Genomic DNA, 23,624 nt, shown 5'->3' on the forward strand with positions numbered 1-23,624 from the left:
TGCTGCGCGCTGCGGATGCGGTCCGCAGCGCCAGGGAGGAGTTCTCGTGACTGAGAAGAAATTTTACGGCTGGAAAGTCGTGGTCGTTACGGCGGCCCTGTATGCGCTGCTCGGCAATTTCGGTCTGGCGGCGGCGCAGATAACCATTCCCGTCATGGCCTTGGATCCGGCTGTGGGCATGGACCGCACTATGATCGGCATTGGGTTTTCGGTGTTCATCCTTATGCAGGGGCTGCCCGGTCCTCTGATCGGCAAGTTCGTGGAGAAGTACGGCGCCAAAAACGCGTTCATTGTCAGCTCTGTGCTTATCGTGCTGACAGGCATCCTGATGGGATTGTTCGCCGGGACATCGACGGCGGCCTATATCGTGCTGTTCGGCGTCCTGCTCAGCTTCTCGAGTACGCTGGGCGGCCAGGTGGCAACACAAACCACTATTGGCAACTGGTTTGTGGTGAAACGCGGTCTTGCGATGGCCGTGACCATGGGATTGGGCGGCGTGGTGGCGTTCTCGTTCCCGCTGATCGCCAATGCGGCCATTGGGACTCAGGGCAACTGGCCCATGGGCTTCTACCTCATTTCTGTAATGGGCGTTATCTCGCTGGTGATCGCATTCCTGTTTATGCGGAACAAGCCTGCTGATGTGAATCAGAGCCCCGACGGACTGCCGGTATCCGAGCGGCAGGACGCCGCGGTCGCGCAGGTCGCATCTTCGGAGGGGGCATCGGAGCCCAAGAAGGGAGGCGTGTTCAAGAACCCATCGTCCATGACGCAGGCTGAGGCGTTTCGCTCGGCGGCCTTCTGGCTGATTCTGTTGGCGTCGTTGTCCATCTTCGTTGCGCTGAATATGGCGGTATCCTCGGCGGTGCTGCACTTCAACGGGTTGGGCATCGATCCGACGATCGTAGCTGGTGCCGTGGCCGTGCAGGGCATCGCCGCAGTGGCGGTGAATCTGATCATCGCCCCTCTTGCCGATCGTATCGAACCGGCACGTATTCTGGGAGCTTGCGCGCTGCTTACGGCGGCAGGCGCGCTGTGCGCCGTTTTGGCACAACCTGGGGATGTGGCTATGCTGTATGTGTACTACATCCTTTTGGGCCTTGGCTTCGGCGGCAATACCAGCGTCATGCCGACGGCGTTCGCCAATTACTTCGGCATCATGAATTTTCCGAAGATCATCGGCACGGTGCTCTTGTTGCTGTCGGTGCTGTCGGGCTTGGTGCCCACCATCGCGGGTGTGGTGTTCGACGTCACGGGGGCCTACACGCCTATGTTCGCGGCGGTGGCCGTTATCTGCTTTGTGGGCATGGTCGCTGGTTTTCTGGTGCGCTTTCCCAAACGCGGTTAGATCAGGCTGTGGAAGTTACTGCCGCGCGCCGCAAGTGCGCGGCAGTACGCCTAAGAGCAGATGGTAGAACGTGGAAAATGTGACAGAACGTGCATTTTTCGCTTGAAGGGCACATCTCTATTTTCAAAAAGCAGATATTCCACGTTGCAAAGATGGAATATCTGCTTTTTTGTGCACTGTCTTTGCTCTGCCAGAAAGCATCTAAGTCGGTGAAATTATTGACCTGGGGTTATGTCGGAATTTTTCGCTTCCCGTGGCTATCGGGAAAATAAGGAAGGTGGAAAATCTGCTTTTTCGATTTCCGAAAAGGCACCAATGAGAGAAAATGTTTAATAAAGCAGATATTCCATATTTCGATAGCGGAACGCATAAGATCGACTGGGTGGGTTGCCCCTTGACCCAGAGTGGTGCGTCGCGGTGCTTGGCGCAGGGACGCCCTGATGTGCAGCGCGACATATCACAAGGGGGCAGGATTCTGTTCCCTACGATGGGGAAACGCGGCGAGACTGCAGTATGGTGAGGGTTTTGGGAAGCGCTATGCTGTCGGGGACTGATTTGGCGGCGGGAAAGGAAGATGATGGGAGAGCCGGTTGCAGTGGGCGCGTGCATAGCGCTCGTGGTGCCGTTTCTGGGGAATACCCTGGGGGCGGCGCTCGTGTTCCTCATGCGCCGCGGCATGTCCGAGCGCTTTACCAAGGCACTTTTGGGATTTGCCGCTGGCGTGATGGTCGCCGCCAGCGTGTGGAGCCTGATCGCGCCGGCGTTGGAGGCGGCCGAGGGTGGTCCGGTGCCGTCGTGGCTGCCGGCGGCCGTGGGTTTCCTGGCGGGCATGTTCCTGCTGCTGGCCATCGATCATTTCACGCCCCATCTGCACGTGGGTGCCGACGAGCCGGAAGGCCCGGCTTCCACGCTGAAGAAGCCCACGATGATGCTGGCGGCCCTGGCCATCCACAATCTGCCCGAGGGCATGGCCGTGGGCGTGGTGCTGGCGGGCTTTCTAGCGGGAGATCCCACCATCACGCTGGCTTCGGTGGCGTCGCTGTCCATCGGCATCGCCATTCAGAACGTGCCCGAAGGGGCCATCGTGTCGCTGCCGCTGACGAGCAACGGCATGTCGCGGCCCAAGGCGTTTCTGGCTGGCACCCTGTGCGGGGCCGTGGAGCCGGTGGGCGCGGCGCTCATGGTGGCCATCACGGGGCTGGTGACCCCGCTTCTTCCCTACGTGCTGGCTTTCGCTGCGGGCGCCATGATGTACGTGGTCACCGAGGAGTTGATTCCCCAGACCCAGCAGGGTCGCCACACCAATATCGGCACCATCGGCGTGGCCTTCGGCTTCGTCCTGATGATGGTGCTGGACGTGGCTCTGGGGTAGGGGCTGCGAGGCGCAGCGGAGAGCCGGGCTATTCAGTCGCCGGCGCGAGCTCGCGGCCGAATGCGTGCGGCTGACAACAAAGAAGGCCCGCCAGCGGGGAGGGGCGCTGGCGGGCCTTGGGAGGGAGAAGCGGTTCGTGCGTGCAGCTCGCGCATTCCGCATGGTCGGCTTGGCTCGCAAACCGGGCGCGGGGAAGGTTAGCCGTTCACGATATTCTCAGCGGCGACGTACCCCCAGGTCATGGCTGATCCGTGGCTGTTGCCATTGATGAACACCGGGTAGTCCAGGGCATAGCGGCCGCCCGAGGCGTTGCCAATGGCGTACAGGCCCTCGATGGGCTCGTCGCCCTCGCCGAGCACCTGCAGCTTCTCGTTGATCTCCAGACCGCCGGGCATGGCGAGCAGCGACGGGCCGAACTTCAGCGCGTAGAACGGCGGCTCTTTAATGGCGCTCAGCAGCTCGGCGCGCTTGTGGAACTGGGTGTCCTCGCCGGCTGCGTGCAGGGCGTTGTAGTTCTCCACCTCGGCGAGGAAGACGGCCTCGTCTACGCCCATGGCCGCGGCGAGCTCTTCTAACGTGTCGGCCGTTACGGCGTTCCCGGCCTCCAGCGCCCCTTCGATCACCTTCGTGGCCGATTCCGGGGTCCATTCGGGCGTGGTGCGCGACATGTCGTCCCAGAACTGGCCACCGGCCAGCGGGATGGAGCGGGCCACGTCGTCGGCCCAGTTCTTGTCGAACACGCTCCAGGCGAACTCGCCGCCGGGCTGCTCCATGATGCGGATGGACTTCGCCTGGATCCAGGTGTCCTCGTTCATGAAGCGGCGGCCTTCCTGATTCACGTACATGAAGCCGAAGCTGAGTCCGCAATAGCGGATGAGGTGGATCATGGTGGGAACGGGATATTCCTGCATGCGGCCACCGACCCACATGCCCATCTTCTGGCCGTCGCCAGTGTTGGCGCCTTCGGGGGTGTAGGCGTTCACGACCGGCTTCAGGCCCAGCTTGTCGCCGTAGGCCTCGATCATCTCCGGATCGCCGGAAATGTCGCCGGTGGCCAGGACGACGGCCTTGGTGCCCACGTACTTCACGTAGCCGTCGGCGCCCTTGGCGATGACGGCGGTCACACGGTCGCCTTCCTTCACCAGCTGTTCTGCTGGGGTGTCGAACACGAAGGAGGCGCCCTGGGACTCGGCCTGCTTCCACATGAAGTAGACCGGGGCGCTGATCTTGTTCTCGTTGTCGGGGAAGTCGCCGCGGATGACGTGAGTGCCGATGTGCTCGTAGTACTGCGGGCCCGCGTAATGGGTGTAGATGGGGATGATGTTCAGCGCGTCGCCGGACAGATCGTCCAGCCAGTCCATGACTTCGCTGGAGCGATCCATGAACAGCCATGCCAGCTCCTCTTTGGTGCGGTTGCCCGAGAAGCGCATCCAGTCGGCCACGATCTCGTCCTTGGGGTCGTTGGTCATGCCGGCTTCGGTCATGGCGCGGCTCTGGTAGGCGGCGTAGTGCCCGCCGCGGCTACTGGGGAAGGGCATCTTCTCGACCACGGTCACGCTGGCCCCCAGCTCGGTGGCACGGCAAGCGGCCGTCACACCGGCAAGACCGGCGCCCACAATGACGATGTCGGACTCGACGGTGGCCACGATGTCGCCGTCGGCGATGGGCGCCGGTGCCGTCTCCCACGACCAGCCGGTGGTCGCTGCCTCGCCGGTTTGGGCGAGGTCGCCGCCGTTGCTCGCAGCTTGCGGGGCGGCCGGGGCGCAGCCGGCCAGCGCGCCGAAGGCGGCCAAGGCACCCGTGGTGGCGGCACCGGTCAGAAATCCCCGTCGGGTGAGATTGGTTTCCATGATTCCTCCTTTGAATGCTCCCTCGTCGGCAGTCGTCTTGCTCCGCCGAACTCGGGGCCATCTTAGGGGCGGCACCGGTGCGGCGGCGACGGGCGAAAGGGGCTATTTCCGCGCGGAGACCCTAAAATAGTACGAATGGTGCCATAGGTCTCACCTCGCTTTTTGCGCCGGTTTGCTATGCTGGGGAAGAGAGTTTCGGGAGGGAACAACGCTATGGTATTGAATACGCGATCGTCGTCGGGCGTCTTCGGCATTCCGTTTCGCTTGGTGGGTTTCGGCTTCTGGCAGGCCTGGTGGATGTTGGCCATGTGCACTGATCTGCTGCTGCCGCAGCGCTCGGAATCGGGCACGCTGTTCAACAGCTTCTTCTGCATCACGGTGCTTACGACGTTGGGCTATCTGGCGGCCGTGGGGGCGGGGCGGCGCTTCGGCTCGTTCGGCGCCTATCGCGGCAGCTGCGCGGTGGCCGGTGGCTTGGCGGCTGCAGGGTCGCTGGGGCTGTTCGGATTCAAGACGTTCTTCTACGCGGGGGCGGTGGCTCCGGGGTTCTTCGTGGGCGCGGTGCCCTTCGCCGTGGGCAATGCCCTGCTGCTGATCATGTGGGGCGAGCTGTGGTCTACGCTGGCCACGGGGCGCGTGGGGCGGTCGCTGTACGCCTCCTATGCCTTCGCCTTCGTGGTGTACTTCGTGGTGGTGGCGCTGCCCTCGGTGGTGGCGGGCGTGGTCGCGTGCCTACTGCCGGTGGTGGCTGCTGCGGCACTGTGGGCCTGCCGGGGCGAGCCGAAGCGCAAGCCCTCGCAGATCGATTTCGAGATCGAGTCCGTCTCGGTGGTGCGCGTGGCCGTGGCCGTGGTGGTCATCGGCGCCGTGCACGGGTTCGTCCAGCGCTTTTTGAACGTGTCGGGCATCGCCACGTCGGCGACGCTGTCTTCCTCGCTCGTGGTGGCCGGGGTGGGCATGGTGCTGCTGGTGCTGTATCTGGTGCTGAAGCAGCCGGCGGTGGAGGTGCTTTCCCTGTACACGCCCATCGTACCCCTTTTCGTGGTGGGACTTGTGCTGTTGGCAGTGCTGCCGTCGGGCGAGGCGTTTATGGGAAACGGGCTGGTATTGCTGGCGGTGTACAGCACCGATATGCTCGTGATGATCGCGTCCACCGACATCGCCTTCCGCATGAGGCGCCCCGTGGCCCTGTGCTTCGGCTTGGCGCTGTTCGGCATGCGTTTCGGCACCACCCTGGCCTCCGGCGCGGTGTACGGCCTGATGATGACGGGATGGTTGGACGGTGCGACCAGCTCGGTGGCCTATCTGGCGGGCGTGGTGGTCGTGGTGCTGGTGGGCAGTGTGGTGTTCACGCCCGTGGACCTGGCGAAGCTGTACAAGGCGCGTCCCTTGGAAGAGTCGGGCAGCGGCGCGGCCGACCGATGCGCGGCCCTGGCCCAGCAATGCGGTCTGACTCCGCGCGAGACCGAGGTGCTGACACTTTTGGCCGAGGGCCGCAGCGCTCCGTACATCGCCGGCGAGCTGTGCATCGCGGAGAGCACGACCAAGCACCACATCAGCAGCATCTACCGCAAGATCGGCGTGTGCGATCGTCAGAGCCTCATGGACGTCATCGTGCGCGGCGCCGCGGGAAAGGGCGCGCTGCCCGCGAAGGGGTAGGCGGCCGGTTTTGGGGCGGGCGCGGGCTTTGGGGCGCGGGCGTTGGGGTGCGGGTTGTCCGGGGCTTTCGGCGCGGATGCCCGTTGCCGAACGGTTTGGGGCCGGGGCTGTACGGCGGGGTATGATGGGGGCATCTGCTTGAACGGAACCGACTGAGGTGATAGCGTGTCTTCGACCACTGACGATATATTGCGCGAGTCTTATGCCGAGGTGTCGGCGCGGCGGGTGTGGGCGCGTTTCATCGGCTATTACGGGCCCTACAAGGGGCTCTTCTTCGCCGACTTGGCCTGCGCCTGCGTGCTGGCGGCCATCGATTTGGCCTTCCCGCAGTTCCTGAATTTCTTCACCAAGGAGTTCTTCTTGGAAACGCCCGAGCGCATTCTGGGCGGCCTGGGGCTCATTCTGCTGCTGTTTCTGGGGCTGTATGCGGTGCGCACGGCCTGCCAGTTCTTCATCACCTGCTGGGGCCACATCATGGGCGCCTACATGGAGGCGGACATGCGCCGCGATCTGTTCGCCCAGTTCCAGCGCTTGTCGTTCAGCTATTACGACCGCCACAACACCGGAGCCATGATGGCGAAGGTGACAAGCGATCTGTTCGACATCTCGGAATTGGCGCACCATGGACCGGAGAATCTGTTCATCTGCACGCTGAAGATCATCGGATCCTTCGCGCTTCTGTTCATGATCAACGTTCCCCTGACGGCCATCATGCTGGTGGCGACCATCGTGATGGCGGCCCTGTCGTTCGCGCTGAACTACCGGCGGCGCACGGTGTTCCGCGAGAACCGCGAGCGCATGGCCGGCATCAACGCCACGGTGCAGGATTCCCTCGGCGGCATCCGCGTGGTGAAGTCCTTCGGCGGCGAGGCGGCTGAGCGCGAGAAGTTCCGCAACGCCAACGAGGCCTTTCTGGACACGAAGAAGCGCTCCTATCGGTTCTTGGGCGCGTTCCATGCTATGAACTCGCTGTTCATGGGCGTGTTGTACACGGTGACCGTCGTGGGCGGCGGCTATTTCGTGGCCCAGGGCACGCTGGCCGTGACCGACCTGGCTATCTATGCGCTCTACATCGGCATCTTCATCTCGCCTGTTGAGCAGCTGATCAACTTCACCGAGACGCTGCAGAAGGGCTATGCGGGCTTCCGCCGCTTCATGGAGGTGCTGGACGAGCATCCCGATGTGGCGAACCGCCCGGGAGCCGCGAGCTTGGCTGAGGCTGATCCCGCCGAGCGCGGCCATGTGGAATATCGCGACGTGCAGTTCGCCTACGACGCCGATCCGGTGCTGCGCGGGCTGTCGCTCGACATTCCGGCGGGTGCCACGGTGGCTCTTGTGGGACCGTCGGGCGGCGGCAAGACAACCACCTGCTCGCTTCTGCCCCGCTTCTACGACGTGAACGGCGGCGCGGTGCTCATCGACGGGGTGGACGTGCGCGACGTGACGCTGGAATCGCTGCGGGGCGCCATCGGCATCGTGCAGCAGGACGTGTACCTGTTCGCAGGCACGGTGCGCGACAACATCGCCTACGGGCGGCCCGGCGCCACCGATGCCGAGATCGTGGAAGCGGCGCGGTGCGCCAACGCGCTTAGCTTCATCGAGGCGCTGCCCCAGGGTTTCGACACGCGGGTGGGGGAGCGCGGCGCGCGGCTGTCGGGCGGTCAGAAGCAGCGTATCGCCATCGCTCGGGTGTTCTTGCGCGACCCGCGCATCCTCATCCTGGACGAGGCCACGAGCGCGTTGGACAACGAGAGCGAACGGGCCATCCAGGCCTCGCTCGACGAGCTGTCCCGCGGCCGCACCACGCTGATCATCGCCCATCGCTTGAGCACCATCCGCAGCGCTCAGCTGATTGCCGTGGTGGAAGGGGGCCGCGTGGTGGAGCAGGGCACCCACGACGAACTTCTGACCGCGAACGGCACCTATGCGCGCTACTACCGCATGCAGTTCGGGGAATAGGGGCGCGAGCGGGTGGGTGGACGGCGACTGGGGACGGCCGGGTGCCTGGCCGGATGCGCCGGCCGCGGGAGCGCGCGGCCGCACGGCCGCACGGCCATGGGGGTGCTGGCACGGATGCTGGTGCGCGGGCCTGGTGCGGGTGCTCTCGGCGCCTTCTCGATTAGGGGCTTTGCGCCGTCGCTCAGAGCGCCCGGCCCTCCAGGTTCCAGGCGGAGACCTTCTGCAGGCGCGGGATGGCGAAGGCCTCGAAGGCGGCGAGGGCCGGCGAGGGGCGGCCCGGGGGCACGGCGATACCGATCTCCACGATGCGCGTGGGAGCCAGAGGCACCACGGCGACCCGCTCGCGGGCCGAGCGGGCGTAGATGTCGTTCATGAGCGCGATGCCGAGCCCCGCCTCTACCAGCGCGAAGGCGGCGGAGGTATCGTGGGCGGTGTAGGCGGCCCGCGGGCGGATGCCGGCGGCGGTAAGGGTGCGCGAGTTGTCGCAGTCCTCGCCGGGGTACAGCTCGATGAACGCCTCGTTGAGCAGGCGTTCGATGGGGAAGGCATCGGCGTGGGCCAGGGCGTGGTCAGGCGGCACGACGGCCACCATGGCGTCTTGGGCCAGCGGCGTCCAACGGCAGTCGATCTCGCGGCGGCTCATGAGCGAGAAGTCGATGGCACGCCGGGCCATGCCCGCGGCCAAGGTGGAGCTGTTCGCGTGCTCGATGCGCACTTGGATGCCGGGGTGCTCAGCGCTGAAGGCAGCGATGGTGGCGGCCAGGGCGCGGTACAGCGGCCGGTAGGCGCTGCCCACGGTGAGCGAGCCCGCTTCCAGCCCGCGCACGGCGGCGGCCTCTTCTCGGCAGGCGCGCCCGAGGGTGGCCAGCTCGGCGAGGCGCGGGCGCAGGGCCTCGCATTCGGGGGTGGGGGTCACGCCGCCCTTGCTGCGCGTGAGCAGGGGAAGCCCCAGGTCGGCTTCGAGCGAGGCCACGAGCCGGCTGACGCCCGAGGGGGTATAGCCTAAGACCTCGGCGGCTCCCGATAGGCTGCCCTGGTCGATGGCGGTAAGCAGCACGGTGCATTTCTCGGTGTCCACGGCGCTCCCTATCTTTGCGTTTCTGTCATAGCATCATTGATTTATTCGCGCTTTTCGCAATGATAGTCGAGCGTTACCCTTGCGGCAAGGTGTTCCGATGAAGGGGGTCGTTATGACCATGCGGCAGGCGGAGATGCTTCTTGCGGGGATCATCGCGGCGCGGGCGACGTCATTTCTGTTCAGTAAGATGCTGTTGGTCGATATGGGCCCGTTCTCGCTTTTGGGGCTGCGGTTCCTGCTGGCCTTCGCCGTGCTGGCCGTGGTGTTCCATCGGCCGCTGATGCGGGCCTCGCGGCGCGCACTGCGGGCCGGCTGCGTGCTGGGCGTCATCTTCTTCACGACGATGTCTTTGGAGCTGAACGCTCTGGTGACGGCCCCGTCATCCACGGTGTCCTTCCTGGAGAACCTGGCCATCGTGCTCGTGCCCGTGGCCGGCGCGGTGCTGCTGCGCCGTCGGCCGCCGTGGCCGGTGATGCTGGCCGCGGTGATGGCGCTTGCGGGGGTGGCCGCGCTCACGCTGGGTCGCGGCGGCGTGGGGTCGTTCGGTCTGGGCGAGGCGCTGGCGCTGACGGCGGCCCTTTCGTATACGGCATCCATTCTGGCGACGAAGCACTTCGCGGGCCAGGGCGATGCGCTGGCCATCGGCATCGTGGAGATCGGGGTCATGGGGGCGCTCGGCGCGGTGGCCGCCTTCGCGTTCGAGCAGCCGACGCTGCCGGCGGGTCGTGCCGAGTGGGGTGCCCTGGCCGCGCTCGTGGTGGTGTGCACGGGCTTCGGCTTCACCTTGCAGCCCGTGGCCCAGCAGCATCTGTCCGCCGACCAGGTGGGACTGTTCTGCGCGCTGACGCCGCTGGTGGCCGGCGGCCTGGGCATCGCGGTGCTCGGCGAGCCCTGCGACGAGTTCACGCTGGCGGGCATGGGTCTTATCGTGGTGGCCATCGTGCTGGCGAGTGGCGTGCTCCACGGCCCTCGCGGGCGGGCCGAGCGCCGCTGGGGCACCCGCGAGGCGCACCGCCGCCCGGCATCGGCTAGACAGTTCACGGCCCGGCTACGGCTTTCCCCTCGTTTTGTGACAAGGATGCGGCGCACGCGGTAAAGGGGCGCGGCGGCGGGTAGGCTCTGAAGCGTATTCGGCGCACCTTTTCGGGGCGCTTTTCGCGACTAAGGAGCCAACCATGGCAGAGACAACCCCATCCTTCACGGTCACTATCAATGACGGCGCAAAGGGCGCTGCGCCCGCCCAGCCGGTGCCCGAGCCGGCCAGCAAGGCGATGACCTGGACCAACGGCAAGCAGACCGTCAAGTACACCACCACCGCCGAGCTGCTGCCGTTGCACACCGACGACGGCGAGCTCATCGGGCACATGTTCGCCCTGTCCTACGTCAGCGACGAGAAGGACAAGACCGACCGCCCCGTCACCTTCTGCTGGAACGGCGGCCCGGGCGGCTCGTCGGCCATGGTGAACATCGGCGGCCTCGGCCCGCGCCGCGTGCCCATCAACAGCTTGAGGCAGCTGCCCTGCCCCACTGCGCCCGAGGATAACCCCTACTCGCTGCTGCCCACCACCGACCTGGTGTACCTGGACGCCATGGGCACCGGCTACTCCCAGGTGGCCAAGGACTACGACCCGAAGAAGGTTTGGGGCGTCGACGGCGACGCGGATGCCTTCATGCGCGGCATCGCCCAATGGCTCACTGCCCACGAGCGCTGGAACACCCCGCTGTACCTCTATGGCGAGTCCTACGGCACCATGCGCAACTCGGTGCTCATGCGCGTGCTCGGCGAGCGCGGCATTGCGCTCACGGGCGTCATCGAGCAGTCCTCCATCTTGGACTACGCGCCCACCCTGGCCGGCAACGACCTGTACTACATGGGCATGCTGCCGGTGTACGCCGCCACGGCCAACTACTTCGGGAAGGCCGGCGCCGGCGTGGACCAGTTCGCGTGGTTTGACAAGGCGTGGAAGTTCGTGGACGAGAAGTACGGCCGCGCCCTCATTGCGAGCGATTCCATCACCCCGGCCGAGGAGCACGAGCTGGCCGTCGAGATGAGCGAGCTGATCGGCCTGCCCGCGGAGTTCATCGAGAAGCGCCATCTGCGCATCGAGCTGGACACCTTCCGTAAGAGCATCATGGCCGATGAGGGCCTGTTCTGCGGCCGGTATGACACCCGCTTCACCGAGCCGGCCTACATGGACGTCCAGGGTGACAACGAGTTCTTCGCCGGCGAGGATCCCTCGGGCGACGCCATCATGACCCCCGACCAGTCCGCGTGGATGAAGCTCGTGCAGGAAACTGGCTTTAAGGGCTCGTCCATCAACATGCTGTTGTCCATGAAGGTGAACGAGGAATGGAACTGGACCCACCAGGCCCCCGGCACCATGGGCAGCCCCGTGTGCCCGAACACCGCCTACGACATGGGCACGGCCCTGCGCCGCAACCCGTTCTGCCGCGTGCTGTTCTTCGGCGGCATCCACGATGCGGCCACGCCGTTCTGGAACGTGAAGCACTCCATCTCCAAGATGTTCATGCCCGCCTCCATCACGGACCGCATCGAGTACAAAGTGCACGAGAACGGGCACATGGCCTATGAAGACCTGCCCACGTTGGAGAAGATGATTCCCGAGCTGGAGGCCTTCTACGCGAAGCGCCACGAGGCTTAAGGGACTCGCCTTTTGCGGCTGGTGCTCGCGCGCTTTCGGGCGAGCACCAGCCTCTAGGGCTCGCAGGTCCAGCGCTCGCTCTCGTCGTACCAGATGAAGAGCTCGTAGACGCGCAGGCTGGGGGCCATGAGGTAGGTTTCGGGCGTGAAGCCGAAGGCGGGGCTCGTGCCGTTCATCACGGCGGTGCCCAACAGCATTTCGGCGTTGGCCTCGGTGAGGCCGTTCTCGGCGGCGATGCGGGCCGCCTCGGCGGGGTGCTCGTCCAGCCAGATCTCGGCCTGGGCCTCGATATGGGGCATCTCGCCCAACAGGGCTTCCTGGCGCAGGGCGCGCAGCTCATCGATGCGATCGTAGTAGTCGGTGCGCACCCGCGGCGTGCGCACGCCCTCGGTAACGTAGAGGCGCACCAGCTCCATGGGCATGCGCTGGGCCAGATCATGCAAGGCCGCGCTGAATTCGCGGGATTTCCGCCACGTCGAGCGGGCAAATGCCACTTCGGTGGTAATCATGGGGGCTCCTTGGGGTCGTTTGAGCTGCGAATGAAGCCACCGCCACTATAGCACGCGCCCCGCTTTTGTGCCCCGGCCAAAATCGTAACGAAGAGGGAACGGGAGCGCGTAAGATTGCAGACCGGCGAGAAGGTCGAGCCGGTATGACTGTTCGGTCGTTCTCCAGGTTGGAAATGAGGAAGCGGCTGACGGCGCATAAGTTGGCCAGGCCGGTTTGGGCGAGGTTCTGGCGTTTTCGCTCGGCGCGGATGGCCGCTCCGAGATCCTTCGAGGTGCAGGCGGGACTCATGGCGCTCTCTCAATTTCTGCGTACGACGAAATTTCTGGCGAAATGTTCCAAATTCGCGCGTACGCAGAAATCCCAAGGACCTTTGGTCGCGGGGGGGGGGGCTACTCCGCGATCTCGATGGTGTCGCCGGGGGCGATGGCACCCCCTTCGATGACCCTGCAGAACACGCCCTCGCGGGGCATGATGCAGTCGCCCACCTGATGGTAGATGGCGCAGTGGGCGTGGCACTGCTTGCCGACCTGAGTCAGCTCCAGCACCACGTCGCCGCAGGCGAAGCGCGTGCCGATGGGGAGGCTCTTCAAGTCGAAACCCTCCACGACGATGTTCTCGCCGAAGGAACCGTGGCCCACGTCGGCCCCGCGCGCCTTGAAGGCTTCGATCTGCTCGTAGGACAAAAGGCTCACCTGGCGGTGCCACGGCCCGCCGTGGGCGTCGCCCTCGATGCCCCAATCGGGCTTCAGCTCGATGGCGTCCTGTTCGGTTTTCTGGATTCCCTTGATGCTGCTCGTGCATACGGCTTTGACAACGCCCATGATGCACCTTTCTCGCTGGCGACAGGCCGTGCGCCACTCTCGACCCGCCCGGTGCATCGGACATATCCCCGGCCCGCTGCACGACGAGAGGGGGAAACTTCGGCGTGGGGAAAATTCTAGCGAATTCCTGGACTATTCGCAAGGGAGAATAATAGGAAGGGTTGGGAGTGTCGGAGAAGGACGGCTAGGCGTGTTGGGAGAGGGCGGCGATCCGCAGGGGTGCCCGCGTGCGGAAAGAGCGGCGACGCCAGGGGAGTGTCACCAGGGGAGGGTGATCATGCAGATGAGGAGCAATCCCGCGAGGAAGATCATGTTCACGGCGCTGAACAGACCGAGAAAGCGGGCGGTGGACAGCTCGGGCATGGTGCGCGTTTGGGGAAACACCTTGCGCACGCTGGTGAAATGCTGAAGGGTGATGAGACTGGCGAGCGAGCCCACAAGCGTGCCCGCGCCGCCGATGTTCACGCCGACGAGCAGAGGCTGCCACGCGTCCGTGAAATGTGACAGCAGCACGGCGGCGGGCACGTTGCTGATGACTTGGCTTGCGCCGGCGCTGATAACGAGGCCGTGATCGTCCATGAGCGGGCCGAGCCACGCGGCCAGTTCGGGGATGCGGGCCAGGTTCCCCGCGAACACGAAGAAGCAGGCGAAGGTGGCGAGCAGCGGCCAGTCCACGGCGGCCAGCGCCCGGCGGTCGAGCGCGGCGAGGGCGACGGCCACGATGACGACGGCCACGGCGATGGGCAGGACGCGGAACACGGCCAGCAGCGTGAGGGCCAGCAGCACGCCGTAGGCGCCGAGACGGCGGCGACTGAGCGGCATGATGGGAACGGTTGCGGCCGGCGCTAATGCGGCCGCAACTGAATGCGGCGGGGTTGCGGGCGGTGCTGAAGCGGCCGGAGCCGAAGGCGATGGAGTCGTCGCCGGCGCAGGGGAGGCGGGAGTTTCCGCGGCGGAGGCGGGCGCGCCCCTGCTCGCTGTCGTTTCTCCGCCGGCCGTTGCGCGCGTGCTGGCTTCCCCGCTCGCATTCTTCCTGCCGGGTCGCTCTGCGAGCCACCAAGTAGCGGCAACGACGCCGATCGCGGACACAGCGAAGGGGAGCGCCATGGTGCGCAGGAAGTCGCCAAGGTGCAGCCCGTAGTACGAGTACAGGTACAGGTTCTGCGGATTGCCGAAGGGCACGATCATGCCGCAGAGGTTCGCCGCCAGGCTCTGCAGCACGAAGACGGCCGGTATCAGTCGTGTCTGCCCTGCGCCCACGAGGGTGGCGGCCGACAGCGGCAGCATCATGATGAGAGCCATGTCGTTGGTGGCCACGCACGAGAGCACCGCCGTGGTGAGTACGAGCGCAAGCGCAAGGGATCGCGGGCTCCCGAATCGCGCGACGACGGTCCGGGCCGCGCGGTCGAAAGCGCCCATGAGCCTGAGAGCGCTCGCCACGGCCAGCACGCAGAACAGGCAGCCGAGCGTCTTCCCGTCGAAATATCCCCAATACGCGCTGTCGGGCGGCACCGCCACCATGGAGACTACCGCCGCTACGGCCGATACCGCAAGCACGGCGTGCTCGCGCAGAAAGGCGATGGGGGCGAAGACGGTGGCGTGCAAGGGGCGCCCTTTCTTGAAATCGGCAACGCTCGTAGTGTACCCCAACCTTCCGCGAACGCAGGGTGCCACTGCCGGGAAGGTCCGGCGTTACGGACGAGACCCCGATAGGGGGACTGGAAACAAAAGCTTCCGACCCCATTATTGGGGCTCAGCTTATAGGGCCCTTCTCTGCACGAGATTTCGAGTTATGAGCGTCTGATTCTCGCGTCGTGCCCAATGTCCAGAAACGGCTTTCGGAAAATGCCTGGTCAGAGTGTTTCCAGTATTCGGGCTTTTCCGATTTTCCGAAGAAATCGTCTCTGGAGACGCTCATAACTCGAAATCTCATGCATTTTTGGGGTGGTTCGATAACCGAGAGGCGGCGCGGCTTAGGAAAGTGCGGCATACTCCTCATCGGTGACGGGCTCGCACCACTCGTTCGCGCAGGCGGTGCCCGGAGCCTCGAAAGCTACGTGGCTCATCCAATGGTCGGCGGCCGCGCCGTGCCAGTGCTTCACATTGGCGGGGATGACCACCACGTCGCCGGGCAGAAGCCTGCGAGCTGGCTGGCCCCATTCCTGGTACCAGCCCTCGCCATCGGTGACGAGCAGGATCTGGCCGCCGCCCTCTTCCGCATGGTGGATGTGCCAGTTGTTGCGGCAGCCAGGCTCGAAGGTGACGTTGGCTACGAACTGGGTTTTTTCCGGGTCGGTCAGCGGGTTTAAGTACGACTGCCCGGTGAAGTACTGCGCATAGGCGTCGTTCGGGCCGCCCAAGCCGAAGATGCCGCCATGGGCGTGGGGGTTCTCAAGGTCCTGCGGGTCGTCGGTGTACACCTTCAGCGCCACGCGGAAAGCCGCCCAGGCGTTGGGCCAGCCGGCGTAGAAGGCTCCGTGGGTGAGGATGGCGGCCATTTCCTTCCGGGTCACGCCATTCTTCTTAGCTGTGATCACGTGATGCTCGAAGGAGGCATCGGCCATTCCCTTGGCCACCAGTGTGGTCACCGTGAGAATGGAGCGCATTTTTTGGCTGAGTGCGTCATCGCTCCACACTTCTCCGAACAGCACGTCGTCGTTCAAGGCGGCGAACTGGGGCGCGAAGGTGCCGAGCGCATCGCGGCCGGCGGTCTGGACTACTTTGGTCATGGGGATCCTTTCCGTTGAGGGCTTGGTTCAACGGTATAACTTCGAGTAAACTCCAAGTCAAGCAAGCCTTCGACGCCTACGCGGCCGGCATGAGCATTCGGGCGAGCAGCTTGCCCGCCAGCACGCCGGCTACGCAGAGGACGACGCTGGCCAGGGCGTAGCCGCCAGCCACGGCCCATTGGCCGCCTTCGATGAGCTCCAGGGTTTCCAGGGAGAAGGTGGAGAACGTGGTGAAGCCGCCGCACAGTCCCACTTTCAGGAAGAGCACCGCTTCGCGGGGCAGGGCGGTCGGGGCGAGGGATGCGGCCTCCGCGACTGCGCCGATGACTACCGAGCCGGTGAAGTTGATGAGCAGGGTCACAAGCGGCAGGCCCGATGCCAGGGGAATGAGGCCGAGGCCATAGCGGCTCACCGCGCCCACGAAACCGCCCGCCCCCACGCACAGCACGCTCATCATGATGTTGCCCTTTCCCCACCGTTTCCGTTTTCGCCAGTATAGGCGATGAGCGGCTGTAAGGGTGTCCGCGGGCGCTGGGCGCTCGGTTGCCGTGTGGCTGGAGGACGGTTGGCGTGCGGCCGACGGGTGGTGATCGCACGGCTCGCAGACGGACGTGGGGTCTACGGAGCGTAGGTTGCCAGGGCGGTCGCGAGCGCCCATAATCGGCGGCGTTCAACACTCAGAACGTTCAACATTCGGAAGAAGGAGCACCCCATGACCTCATACATCAGCGGCGCGTCCATCCGCGCCCTGCGCGAGCGGACGGGAATGACCCAGCGGCACCTGGCCGATCGGCTCGGCATCACCGACAAGGCGGTATCGAAGTGGGAGACGGATCGCGGTCTGCCCGACATCACGCTCGTGGAGCCTCTGGCCTGCGCCCTCGGCGTGTCGGTGGCCGAGCTTCTGTCCGGCGAGCAGATCGTGAACGCCAACCGCGCGGGCAACCTGCTGCGGGCGAAGTTCTACGTGTGCCCGCTGTGCGGCAATGTCATCCACGCTACGGGCGAGGCCTCCATCAGCTGCTGCGGCATTGCGTTGCCGGTGCTGGAAGTGGAGAACGCCGTCGACGGGAGGATTCCCGCGGCTCCCGAGAGCGCGGCGGCCGACCCGTCCGCCCACGTGCCCCGGGTAGAGGTGGCCGACGGCGAGGTGTATCTTACGATGGAGCACCCCATGGGCAAGGACCACTTCATCAGCTTCATGGCCTATGTGACCACTGACCAGGTGTTCTTCCGCAAATTGTACCCCGAGCAGACGGCCGATGCCCACTTCCCCTACCGCGGTCTCGGCACCATTTTCGCCTACTGCAACCGCCACGGCCTGTTCGCCTGCCGCACCCCGCGCGTCCAGCGCAAGAGCACTGTGCAGCTGGTGTAGAAAAGGTCGACTTTTTGTCGACGAAACGTTGGGGAGGCGCCCCCTTCGGTCGTGGTTGGTCGGGAATTACCGGGTGCCCTACGCCTGCGAAGGCGAAGCGGCTGCGGTGGCGGTGGGGTTTTTACCGGAAGTCTTCGTTTTCTTCCTTGGTGTGCCCTTGATGGGACAGCGGGTGGGATGCAATGCGCTAGAATACCTTGAAATGAAAAGATCGGACAGAAGGAGGGGAGGCACCATGGCCTTCGGAGCGACGCTCGATGCGGCTGTCGACTCGGCAGCGGCGCGCAAGGCGCGCGGCGCCTTCTTCACTCCTCCGGAAATAGCGCGGTACATTGCGCGGTGGGCGATCCGCCGGGGTGATGAAAGGGTCTTGGAGCCCTCCTGCGGCGAGGCGCAGTTCCTCATCGAGGCGGCTCGGCACGCCTCCGATCTTGATCGGGCCCCCTCGGGTCGGTCGATCACGCTCGTTGGCTGCGAGTTGCACGGGGAAACCGCTCGCGCAGCCCGGCGCCGGGCGTTGTCTGAGGGTGTGAGCTGCACGGTGCGCGTGGGGGACTTTCTCTGCGAAGAGCCGCGGGCGACGTTTGACGCGGTCATCGGAAATCCGCCCTATGTGCGATTCCAGAAGATCACTGCCGACCAGCGAGAGGCCATTGACGTCATCGCCCGTCGCAGCGGTGTCGCCGTTAGCGCTCTCACCTCGCTCTGGATGCCCTTCGTCCTGCATGCCGCCGCATTTCTGAAGCCCGGTGGTCGTTTGGGGATGGTGCTTCCCGCCGAGCTTTTGTCGGTCAACTACGCCGCCTCGCTGCGCCAGTTCCTGCTGGATTCTTTCTCATCGGTGAGGCTCGTTACCTTCGAGGAGGCAGTCTTCCCGGAAGTTCAGGAGGAAGTGGTGTTGCTCTTGGCCGATGGGTGGCACTGCGGCTCGTCAGCGGCCATAGCCTGGCAGCAGTGCGCCGACCTCGAGGGCCTCTCGTCCCCATCGCTCGCGATGTTCTCGCCGCTGCATGCTGGGGCCCGTTGGTCGGGCCTGTTCGCCACCAAAGACTCGCTTCAAGCGCTCGCGCGGTTGCAAGAGGACGGCCTGTTCGGTTCCCTGGAGCAGTGGGGCCGCATCGCCTTGGGCGGCGTGACGGGAAAGAACAGCTTCTTTGTGCTCAGTGCTTCCGAGAAAGAGCAGTGGGGCCTGCTCGATTCCGATGTGGCGCCGTTGTGCCCTCCCGGCTCCAAGCACCTGAGGCGCCTGAGTTACACCGCCGCCGCCCATCGGGCCGCCTGTGCCGAGGGGCGCGGCGTCTATCTGTTTCGCCCATCGGATAGGCCGTCGGATGCCGCTCTTCGCTATATCGAACGGGGGGAAGAGCAGCTCGTGCACACAGCCTACAAGTGCAGAGTGCGCTCTCCCTGGTGGCGGGTGCCCCTGCCGGCGATCCCCGATGCGTTCGTTACCTACATGAATGCCTACGGGCCGAGCATCTGCGCCAATGGGGCCGGGGTCGCGCTCTTGAACTCGTGCCACGGGCTGTACTTCCATGGGGAAATCCAGCAGGCCCTGCGCGAGCTCTTGCCGATCGCGTGCCTCAATTCCGCAACGATGCTGGGGGCGGAGATAGAGGGCCGCTCCTATGGGGGCGGCATGCTGAAGCTGGAGCCCCGCGAGGCGGCGGCGCTCCCGGTGCCCTCTCCCCAACTGGTGGCCCGCTGTGCAAGCGAGTTGCGGGCCATTCGCCCCTATGTAGAGAAGGCTCTCGAGAAGCGTGACTTCGATGCCGCAGTGGCACTGGTGGACGCGATTCTCATCCCGGGCACGGGTGCGGATGAGGCCTCCTTTGCGCAGATGAAATCATGCGCCATCCTCATGCGCTTGCGACGGAAGAAGCGCTCTCAAGTGAAGAAGGTGGGGTCGTGACTTCCTATCGGAAATTCGAGGACGTTATCAACGCCTATTGGGAGGCCCGAGGAACGTGCGCGGCCGATCGCTCCTATTGGGACGAGGGTGGCTCACCCCTTTTGGAGACGGCGCTTTTGGAAGAGCTTCTCACCAAATCGGTCCAAGATGGAGACAGCACGCAATCGGGGGGTTTGGCGAAGGCGCTCGATATGTGGATCGCCGAGGAGCTGAGAGCTGCCGGATTCGACGACCAGGCGGTATGGCCGCGGCTCGCCAAGCCGCGCGTGCTCGACCCCTCGGTGCTGCGTTTCATCGGCTCCCTCGATCCGCGTACCGCCGAGGCGTGCTGCGCGGCACTACCCCGCTTCGCCAGTTCTGCCGCCAATGTGCTCGGATCAACCTACAACAAGCAGATTGACGTGGGTCTTTCGTCGTGGATGACGGGACCCGAGATCCTCATATCCACAAAGACCATGGGCTCGTCGTTCGGGAAGAATTTGTCAAACCGGTTCGAGGAGGCCTACGGGGATGCCAAGAATCTCAAGGGGCGCCACCCCTTGGCGACGCTCGGCTTCTTCTTCCTAGTGAATTCTTCCATTGTCGATGAACCGCGCATATTCGCGAAGGCCGTCACTATGCTGGAGAAGCTTCGGATGGAGGACGACGCCTACGATGCCACGTGTTTGCTGTTGGTCGATTGGGGCGAGGGAGGGCAACTTACGGTATCTCGCGAGAACGATCGTGTTCCACTGTCGTTGTCGGCCTTGTCGTTCTTCGAAGAGGTGGTGCGCCTGACGCTTTTGCGCGCGGCTCCCGAAGCTCACGAACTTGCCCGCCTGAAGCGCATTGCCGCATCCGCTTGACGCGGTTTCCCGATTCGGTGAAGGAGGGCTCGATGGCTTTGGGCAAGCAGGGGTTGGAGCCTATCGAGCACGGCATTCCGCCGGTGTTCGATGGACGGTCGGAGGTGCTCGTGTTGGGCGCTATGCCCTCGCCTGCCTCGCGGCCCAGAAGCTGCCCTCCACAAGCCCGGCCAACGCCGCCTGGTCGTTGTCGCGGCTCGTTGAGGCCTACCGTCCCGTGGCCGAGGCGGTGACTCGCTTCGAGCCGTCGGTGCTGGACGTGTCCGTGGTGGTGGCGCTGGAACGGGCCATCGCCGCCGTCGGCACGCCGCTCGACAGACTCATGCGCCGCGCCGTCCCCTTCCCGCTTCTCGATGGGCACGTAGAGCACCTCGATGTCGCAGCCCTCGCCGTCGAGGTTTAGGAGCATGGGCATAATGAGGATGTCGCCGCGAATGGCGAGGTTGTGGGCCTTCAGATAGGCGAACAGATCGTCGAAGGTTTCCTTGCGCACGGATTCCTCGCGGGTAACGGTGCGGCGGAAGCGCACGCAGCGGCCCAGTTCCAAGCGTTTGACTCGCTGCTGGGCATAGTCGGAGAGGAAGTGGCGCTCTTCCACCGAGGCGATGTTGATGTAGTCGGGGTCGACCGCCGGGCTTTCGTCCAGAAGATTCTCGCGCGAGATGATGCGGGCGCAGCTGGTGATGCTGAGCAGTTCGTAGTACTCGGCGAGCAGCTTCTCATTTTCCAACGAGACGGTGAAGTCGCGCCCGTGGGAGGCGTTGACGTACAGTTGGTCGGGTATGGATACGATTTTGAAGTCGATGCCGCCATCGGATTCCAGTACGTCCAGAACGCTGGCGATGCGACGCTGGCGGTATTCCAAAAGCACGCGCTCGCGGTCGAGACGATCCTGCTGCTCCTGCAGCGATTGGCGGAATTCCGCCGTATCCTGCTTGGCATCCAGCATCTCGATGGCCTCGCTGATGCTGAAGCCGTACTGCAGGAGCACGCGAAACGCGTTGGAGCGAAAGGCGTCTTCGGGGGTGAACACGCGGTAGCCGTTCTCCATGCGATCGGACAGCACAAGCCCGTGCTTCTCGTAAAAGCGAATCTTCGATTGGGTCATGCCGGTCATGGCGGCGAATTGTTTCATCCGATACATGGTCTTCCTCCCCAAGACGCGTGGATGGTGCGGCTTATCCTAGCGCATAGGCGCTAGGATAAGCCGTGATGGAGCGACCGAGCCTTGGCGCGGGAAGCCCCCGGCCAGTCGTGAGAGACCGACCAGGGGCTTCCGGGGGAAGGCTCGGCGCGCCGGCCTACAGGAACAGCGAGTCCTCGTGGTAATCGGATCCCTCGGCCGAATAGGCATGACAGTTCGCGCACCAGTTCCGCGTTACCTCTTGCCCCTTCTCATGGCAGTTATCGCAGGAATTGTAGCCGCCGTGAATGGAGGCGTGCGGGTTCCATTGGCCCAGGTCGGCCGTTTGCGCGGCATGGGCCTCGTAAGATCCGCCGTGGCAGGCGAGGCACGCCTCGTTGGATACGTAGGGGCCGGTGGGATCGGTAGGGTCGGCGGCCTGCTCGGTGGCGCCGGTATCGGCTATGTTGGTCTTGCTGGAGTCGGCGGCCGGCGCGCAGCCCACGGCAGCCAAGGCGGCCACGAGGGCCATGGTGCTCAGCGCGATAAGCGCCTTCGTGCTCATGTTCGATTTACGCATTGCTGCCTCCGTTCACCATATGGTCTGCGGCCACGTACCCGAAGGTGGCGGCGCGGCCGACCGACGTGCCGGGAATGTGGCGCGGATAGTTCCCCGCATAGAAGCTGCCCGAAGCGTTGCCTGTGGCGTACAGGCCCTCGATGGGGGCGCCGGCGGTGTCGAGCACCTGGGCGTTCCCGTTGATGGCCAAGCCGCCCACGGTGGCGAGAATCACGTTGCACGTGAGCAGCGCATAGTAGGTGCCCCCGGTAAAGGGCTGGTTGTTGCCCGTGTAGCGGTAGTATTCCGGGTCGCGCTCAACGTTATCGGCGAACAGCTGGTTGTACTCGTTGATGGTGGCTTCGAGGGCCGCGCCGTCGATGCCCGCCTTGCTCGCCACTTCGGCGATGGAGCCGGCGCGGAACAGATGCCCCTTGGCCTCGTCGCGGTCAAGCTGGGCCGCCGCTGCCTCGCCGCCTTTTTCCAAGGCGCTGGCGATCATAGCTTCGTCGAAGATGCAGAAGCAAGTGTGGCCGCGCCGGATCTGCAGGTTCATGGCGTTGCCGGCGTACTGTCGCGGGTTGTTCTCGTTTGTGAAGCGCTTGCCTTCCTCAGTGACCATAATGCCCCAGTTCATCGCTCCGGGGAAGTACACGCGCTTTTCCACGAACGTGGAGGGCGTGGCGTTGCTGAAGTTCATCACCGGTTGCGGCAGTGAGTCCATCTCGGCGCCCACGGCCAGCCCCATCATGTGCCCGTCGCCGGTCGTACCCCAGCTGGGGTTCCACCATGAGGAGTACTGGTAGTCCTCGGGCCGCACCCAGGCCTGCATCATCTCGGGATTCGCGTCGTATCCGCCGGTGGCCAAAAGCACGCCCTTGCTGGCGTTGATGCGCGTGTAGCCCTCGGTGGTCTTGGCGATGGCGCCGGTCACGCGGTCCCCCTCTTTCACCAGCTGCACGGCGGGGGTTGAATAGCGCACCTTCCAGTTGGGGTACATGGAGCCGGCTTTCAGCAGGTCCTCGCACACGTGCAGGCCGAACAGCCACGTCTTCGAGATGCCCTCGGGCATTTTGAAGTTCACGTAGGAGTCGATGACGGGAAAACCGTTGAAGTTGGGCGCCTGGTCGAACTTGTAGATCTGCCAGCCGGTGCCCGTCTTGTCGAACATGGCCTGCCAGAAATCGGCCACCTCGCCGGAGTGCTTCACGTAGGAGGTGATCACCTCCGGATCGGCGCGCCAGTCGCTCGCGCGCAGAATCTCGTCGATAAGCTGGGCGTCATCGATCTCGATGCCCTGCTCCTTTTGGAAGGTGGCCTGGGTGGCGCCGAAGCTCTCCCAGGCAGAGCGCCCCTCGGTCATCTTCTCGATCATCAGCACTTGGGCGCCTTCCTCGGCAGCCTTCAAGCTGGCCATGATGCCGCCGATGCCCGCGCCGATGATCAGCACCTCGGTGTCCTCAGTGGCCACGATCTCGTCGTCGGCGATGGTGCGGCCCTCGAAGGCTACCGGCCCGTGGGGGCCAGGGCAATCCGCTTTGCGCATGGGCAGCAGCGAGGCGTCCTCGCCCAGGACCCCCGAATACGGGTTTTCCGGCGCGGCCTCGCCGGCCGCAGCTGGCTCGTCGGCAAAGGCCGCCGAAGCTCCTCCGAGCGCCAGGGCCCCGGCCATGCCGGTGACCCCCGCGCCTTTGAGGAAATCACGCCGCGATAGATTGCTCTTGGTCATGGAGATCCCTCCTTCTCTCGGTTGAGATTTCGCGCATCTTCTTCCAATCACGTGCACAAAATCGACACAACCCGAGGTTAAACCCTCAACCT

Annotated in this window: 18 protein-coding genes and 1 pseudogene; 9 read left to right on the top strand and 10 right to left on the bottom strand. The window is 64.7% G+C overall.

Translation table 11 applies throughout. The annotated features are described in order from the left end of the window. Positions 1-46 precede the first annotated feature (46 nt). A complete protein-coding gene (locus tag G503_RS0105465; protein ID WP_028026784.1) occupies positions 47-1,345 on the top strand; it encodes an MFS transporter in 1,299 nt (432 codons plus the stop codon). A gap of 574 nt (positions 1,346-1,919) precedes the next feature. Then, a complete protein-coding gene (locus G503_RS0105470) occupies positions 1,920-2,717 on the top strand; it encodes a ZIP family metal transporter (RefSeq protein ID WP_235715500.1) in 798 nt (265 codons plus the stop codon). A gap of 197 nt (positions 2,718-2,914) precedes the next feature. Here the strand turns inward: G503_RS0105470 and G503_RS0105475 are convergent, their stop codons facing one another. Further along, positions 2,915-4,567, bottom strand: coding sequence for an FAD-dependent oxidoreductase (locus G503_RS0105475; RefSeq protein WP_028026786.1), 1,653 nt, complete (start codon positions 4,565-4,567; stop codon positions 2,915-2,917). Positions 4,568-4,780: 213 nt separating this feature from the next. Between G503_RS0105475 and G503_RS13905 the strand changes: the two genes are divergently transcribed. Both G503_RS13905 and G503_RS0105485 read left to right on the top strand, forming a co-directional pair. Next, positions 4,781-6,226, top strand: coding sequence for a response regulator transcription factor (locus G503_RS13905; RefSeq protein WP_051190962.1), 1,446 nt, complete (start codon positions 4,781-4,783; stop codon positions 6,224-6,226). 165 nt (positions 6,227-6,391) lie between these two features. Further along, positions 6,392-8,185 (top strand): ABC transporter ATP-binding protein, encoded by a 1,794-nt coding sequence (locus G503_RS0105485; RefSeq protein WP_084636306.1) that lies wholly within the window; start codon positions 6,392-6,394, stop codon positions 8,183-8,185. A 181-nt stretch (positions 8,186-8,366) separates the two neighbouring features. Here the strand turns inward: G503_RS0105485 and G503_RS0105490 are convergent, their stop codons facing one another. Beyond that, on the bottom strand, positions 8,367-9,263 hold the full coding sequence (locus G503_RS0105490; protein WP_028026788.1) for a LysR family transcriptional regulator: 897 nt from the start codon (positions 9,261-9,263) through the stop codon (positions 8,367-8,369). A 112-nt stretch (positions 9,264-9,375) separates the two neighbouring features. On the opposite strand from G503_RS0105490, the gene G503_RS13910 reads away from it, so the two are divergent. Together G503_RS13910 and G503_RS0105500 are read left to right on the top strand one after the other, a co-directional pair. Then, the gene (locus tag G503_RS13910) at positions 9,376-10,359 is read left to right on the top strand and encodes a DMT family transporter (protein ID WP_051190963.1); all 984 of its coding nucleotides are present in this window, start codon (positions 9,376-9,378) and stop codon (positions 10,357-10,359) included. Positions 10,360-10,438: 79 nt separating this feature from the next. Next, positions 10,439-11,926 (top strand): S10 family peptidase, encoded by a 1,488-nt coding sequence (locus G503_RS0105500; protein ID WP_028026789.1) that lies wholly within the window; start codon positions 10,439-10,441, stop codon positions 11,924-11,926. Positions 11,927-11,979: 53 nt separating this feature from the next. Here G503_RS0105500 and G503_RS0105505 read toward each other — a convergent pair whose 3' ends face one another. The 5 genes from G503_RS0105505 to crcB form a co-directional block, all read right to left on the bottom strand. Beyond that, on the bottom strand, positions 11,980-12,435 hold the full coding sequence (locus G503_RS0105505; RefSeq protein ID WP_028026790.1) for a hypothetical protein: 456 nt from the start codon (positions 12,433-12,435) through the stop codon (positions 11,980-11,982). Between the two features lie 390 nt (positions 12,436-12,825). Next, on the bottom strand, positions 12,826-13,257 hold the full coding sequence (locus G503_RS0105510) for an MOSC domain-containing protein (protein ID WP_028026791.1): 432 nt from the start codon (positions 13,255-13,257) through the stop codon (positions 12,826-12,828). A gap of 258 nt (positions 13,258-13,515) precedes the next feature. Further along, positions 13,516-14,862: an SLC13 family permease gene (locus tag G503_RS0105515; RefSeq protein ID WP_051190964.1), complete on the bottom strand. Its 1,347-nt coding sequence runs from the start codon at positions 14,860-14,862 to the stop codon at positions 13,516-13,518. 368 nt (positions 14,863-15,230) lie between these two features. Then, positions 15,231-15,986 carry a carboxymuconolactone decarboxylase family protein gene (locus G503_RS0105520; RefSeq protein WP_028026793.1) on the bottom strand — a complete coding sequence of 252 codons (756 nt, stop codon included), beginning with the start codon at positions 15,984-15,986 and terminating at the stop codon, positions 15,231-15,233. A gap of 76 nt (positions 15,987-16,062) precedes the next feature. Beyond that, positions 16,063-16,443, bottom strand: coding sequence for a fluoride efflux transporter CrcB (crcB, locus tag G503_RS0105525; RefSeq protein ID WP_028026794.1), 381 nt, complete (start codon positions 16,441-16,443; stop codon positions 16,063-16,065). 255 nt (positions 16,444-16,698) lie between these two features. Between crcB and G503_RS13915 the strand changes: the two genes are divergently transcribed. The 3 genes from G503_RS13915 (at position 16,699) to G503_RS16855 (ending at position 20,121) form a co-directional block, all read left to right on the top strand. Then, complete coding sequence (locus G503_RS13915; protein ID WP_035021906.1) at positions 16,699-17,364, top strand: helix-turn-helix domain-containing protein; 666 nt, start codon at positions 16,699-16,701, stop codon at positions 17,362-17,364. Between the two features lie 235 nt (positions 17,365-17,599). Next, positions 17,600-19,276, top strand: coding sequence for an HsdM family class I SAM-dependent methyltransferase (locus G503_RS13920; RefSeq protein ID WP_035021909.1), 1,677 nt, complete (start codon positions 17,600-17,602; stop codon positions 19,274-19,276). Beyond that, positions 19,273-20,121: a hypothetical protein gene (locus G503_RS16855; protein ID WP_051190965.1), complete on the top strand. Its 849-nt coding sequence runs from the start codon at positions 19,273-19,275 to the stop codon at positions 20,119-20,121. The genes G503_RS13920 and G503_RS16855 overlap by 4 nt, the downstream gene beginning before the upstream one ends. A 949-nt stretch (positions 20,122-21,070) precedes the next feature. Here G503_RS16855 and G503_RS16860 read toward each other — a convergent pair. From G503_RS16860 to G503_RS0105560, 3 genes and pseudogenes are all read right to left on the bottom strand, one after another. Further along, a pseudogene (locus tag G503_RS16860) lies at positions 21,071-21,265 on the bottom strand (MerR family transcriptional regulator); the annotation flags it as partial. Positions 21,266-21,422: 157 nt separating this feature from the next. Next, positions 21,423-21,824, bottom strand: a complete 402-nt coding sequence (locus G503_RS0105555) for a cytochrome c3 family protein (RefSeq protein WP_028026797.1) — start codon at positions 21,822-21,824, stop codon at positions 21,423-21,425. Next, a complete protein-coding gene (locus G503_RS0105560; protein WP_028026798.1) occupies positions 21,817-23,532 on the bottom strand; it encodes an FAD-dependent oxidoreductase in 1,716 nt (571 codons plus the stop codon). The genes G503_RS0105555 and G503_RS0105560 overlap by 8 nt, the downstream gene beginning before the upstream one ends. Positions 23,533-23,624 lie beyond the last annotated feature (92 nt).

Source organism: Adlercreutzia mucosicola DSM 19490, assembly GCF_000422625.1.
GTDB lineage: Bacteria > Actinomycetota > Coriobacteriia > Coriobacteriales > Eggerthellaceae > Adlercreutzia > Adlercreutzia mucosicola.

What these genes read in the sequence shown, in the direction of transcription:
- G503_RS0105475 (WP_028026786.1), bottom strand. Translation starts at nt 4,567, where the DNA reads ATGGAAACCAATCTCACCCGACGGGGATTTCTGACCGGTGCCGCCACC.
- G503_RS13915 (WP_035021906.1), top strand. Translation starts at nt 16,699, where the DNA reads ATGACCTCATACATCAGCGGCGCGTCCATCCGCGCCCTGCGCGAGCGG.
- G503_RS0105520 (WP_028026793.1), bottom strand. Translation starts at nt 15,986, where the DNA reads ATGACCAAAGTAGTCCAGACCGCCGGCCGCGATGCGCTCGGCACCTTC.
- G503_RS13905 (WP_051190962.1), top strand. Translation starts at nt 4,781, where the DNA reads ATGGTATTGAATACGCGATCGTCGTCGGGCGTCTTCGGCATTCCGTTT.
- G503_RS13910 (WP_051190963.1), top strand. Translation starts at nt 9,376, where the DNA reads ATGACCATGCGGCAGGCGGAGATGCTTCTTGCGGGGATCATCGCGGCG.
- G503_RS0105470 (WP_235715500.1), top strand. Translation starts at nt 1,920, where the DNA reads ATGATGGGAGAGCCGGTTGCAGTGGGCGCGTGCATAGCGCTCGTGGTG.
- G503_RS0105505 (WP_028026790.1), bottom strand. Translation starts at nt 12,435, where the DNA reads ATGATTACCACCGAAGTGGCATTTGCCCGCTCGACGTGGCGGAAATCC.
- G503_RS0105510 (WP_028026791.1), bottom strand. Translation starts at nt 13,257, where the DNA reads ATGGGCGTTGTCAAAGCCGTATGCACGAGCAGCATCAAGGGAATCCAG.
- crcB (WP_028026794.1), bottom strand. Translation starts at nt 16,443, where the DNA reads ATGATGAGCGTGCTGTGCGTGGGGGCGGGCGGTTTCGTGGGCGCGGTG.
- G503_RS0105555 (WP_028026797.1), bottom strand. Translation starts at nt 21,824, where the DNA reads ATGCGTAAATCGAACATGAGCACGAAGGCGCTTATCGCGCTGAGCACC.
- G503_RS0105560 (WP_028026798.1), bottom strand. Translation starts at nt 23,532, where the DNA reads ATGACCAAGAGCAATCTATCGCGGCGTGATTTCCTCAAAGGCGCGGGG.
- G503_RS0105500 (WP_028026789.1), top strand. Translation starts at nt 10,439, where the DNA reads ATGGCAGAGACAACCCCATCCTTCACGGTCACTATCAATGACGGCGCA.
- G503_RS13920 (WP_035021909.1), top strand. Translation starts at nt 17,600, where the DNA reads ATGGCCTTCGGAGCGACGCTCGATGCGGCTGTCGACTCGGCAGCGGCG.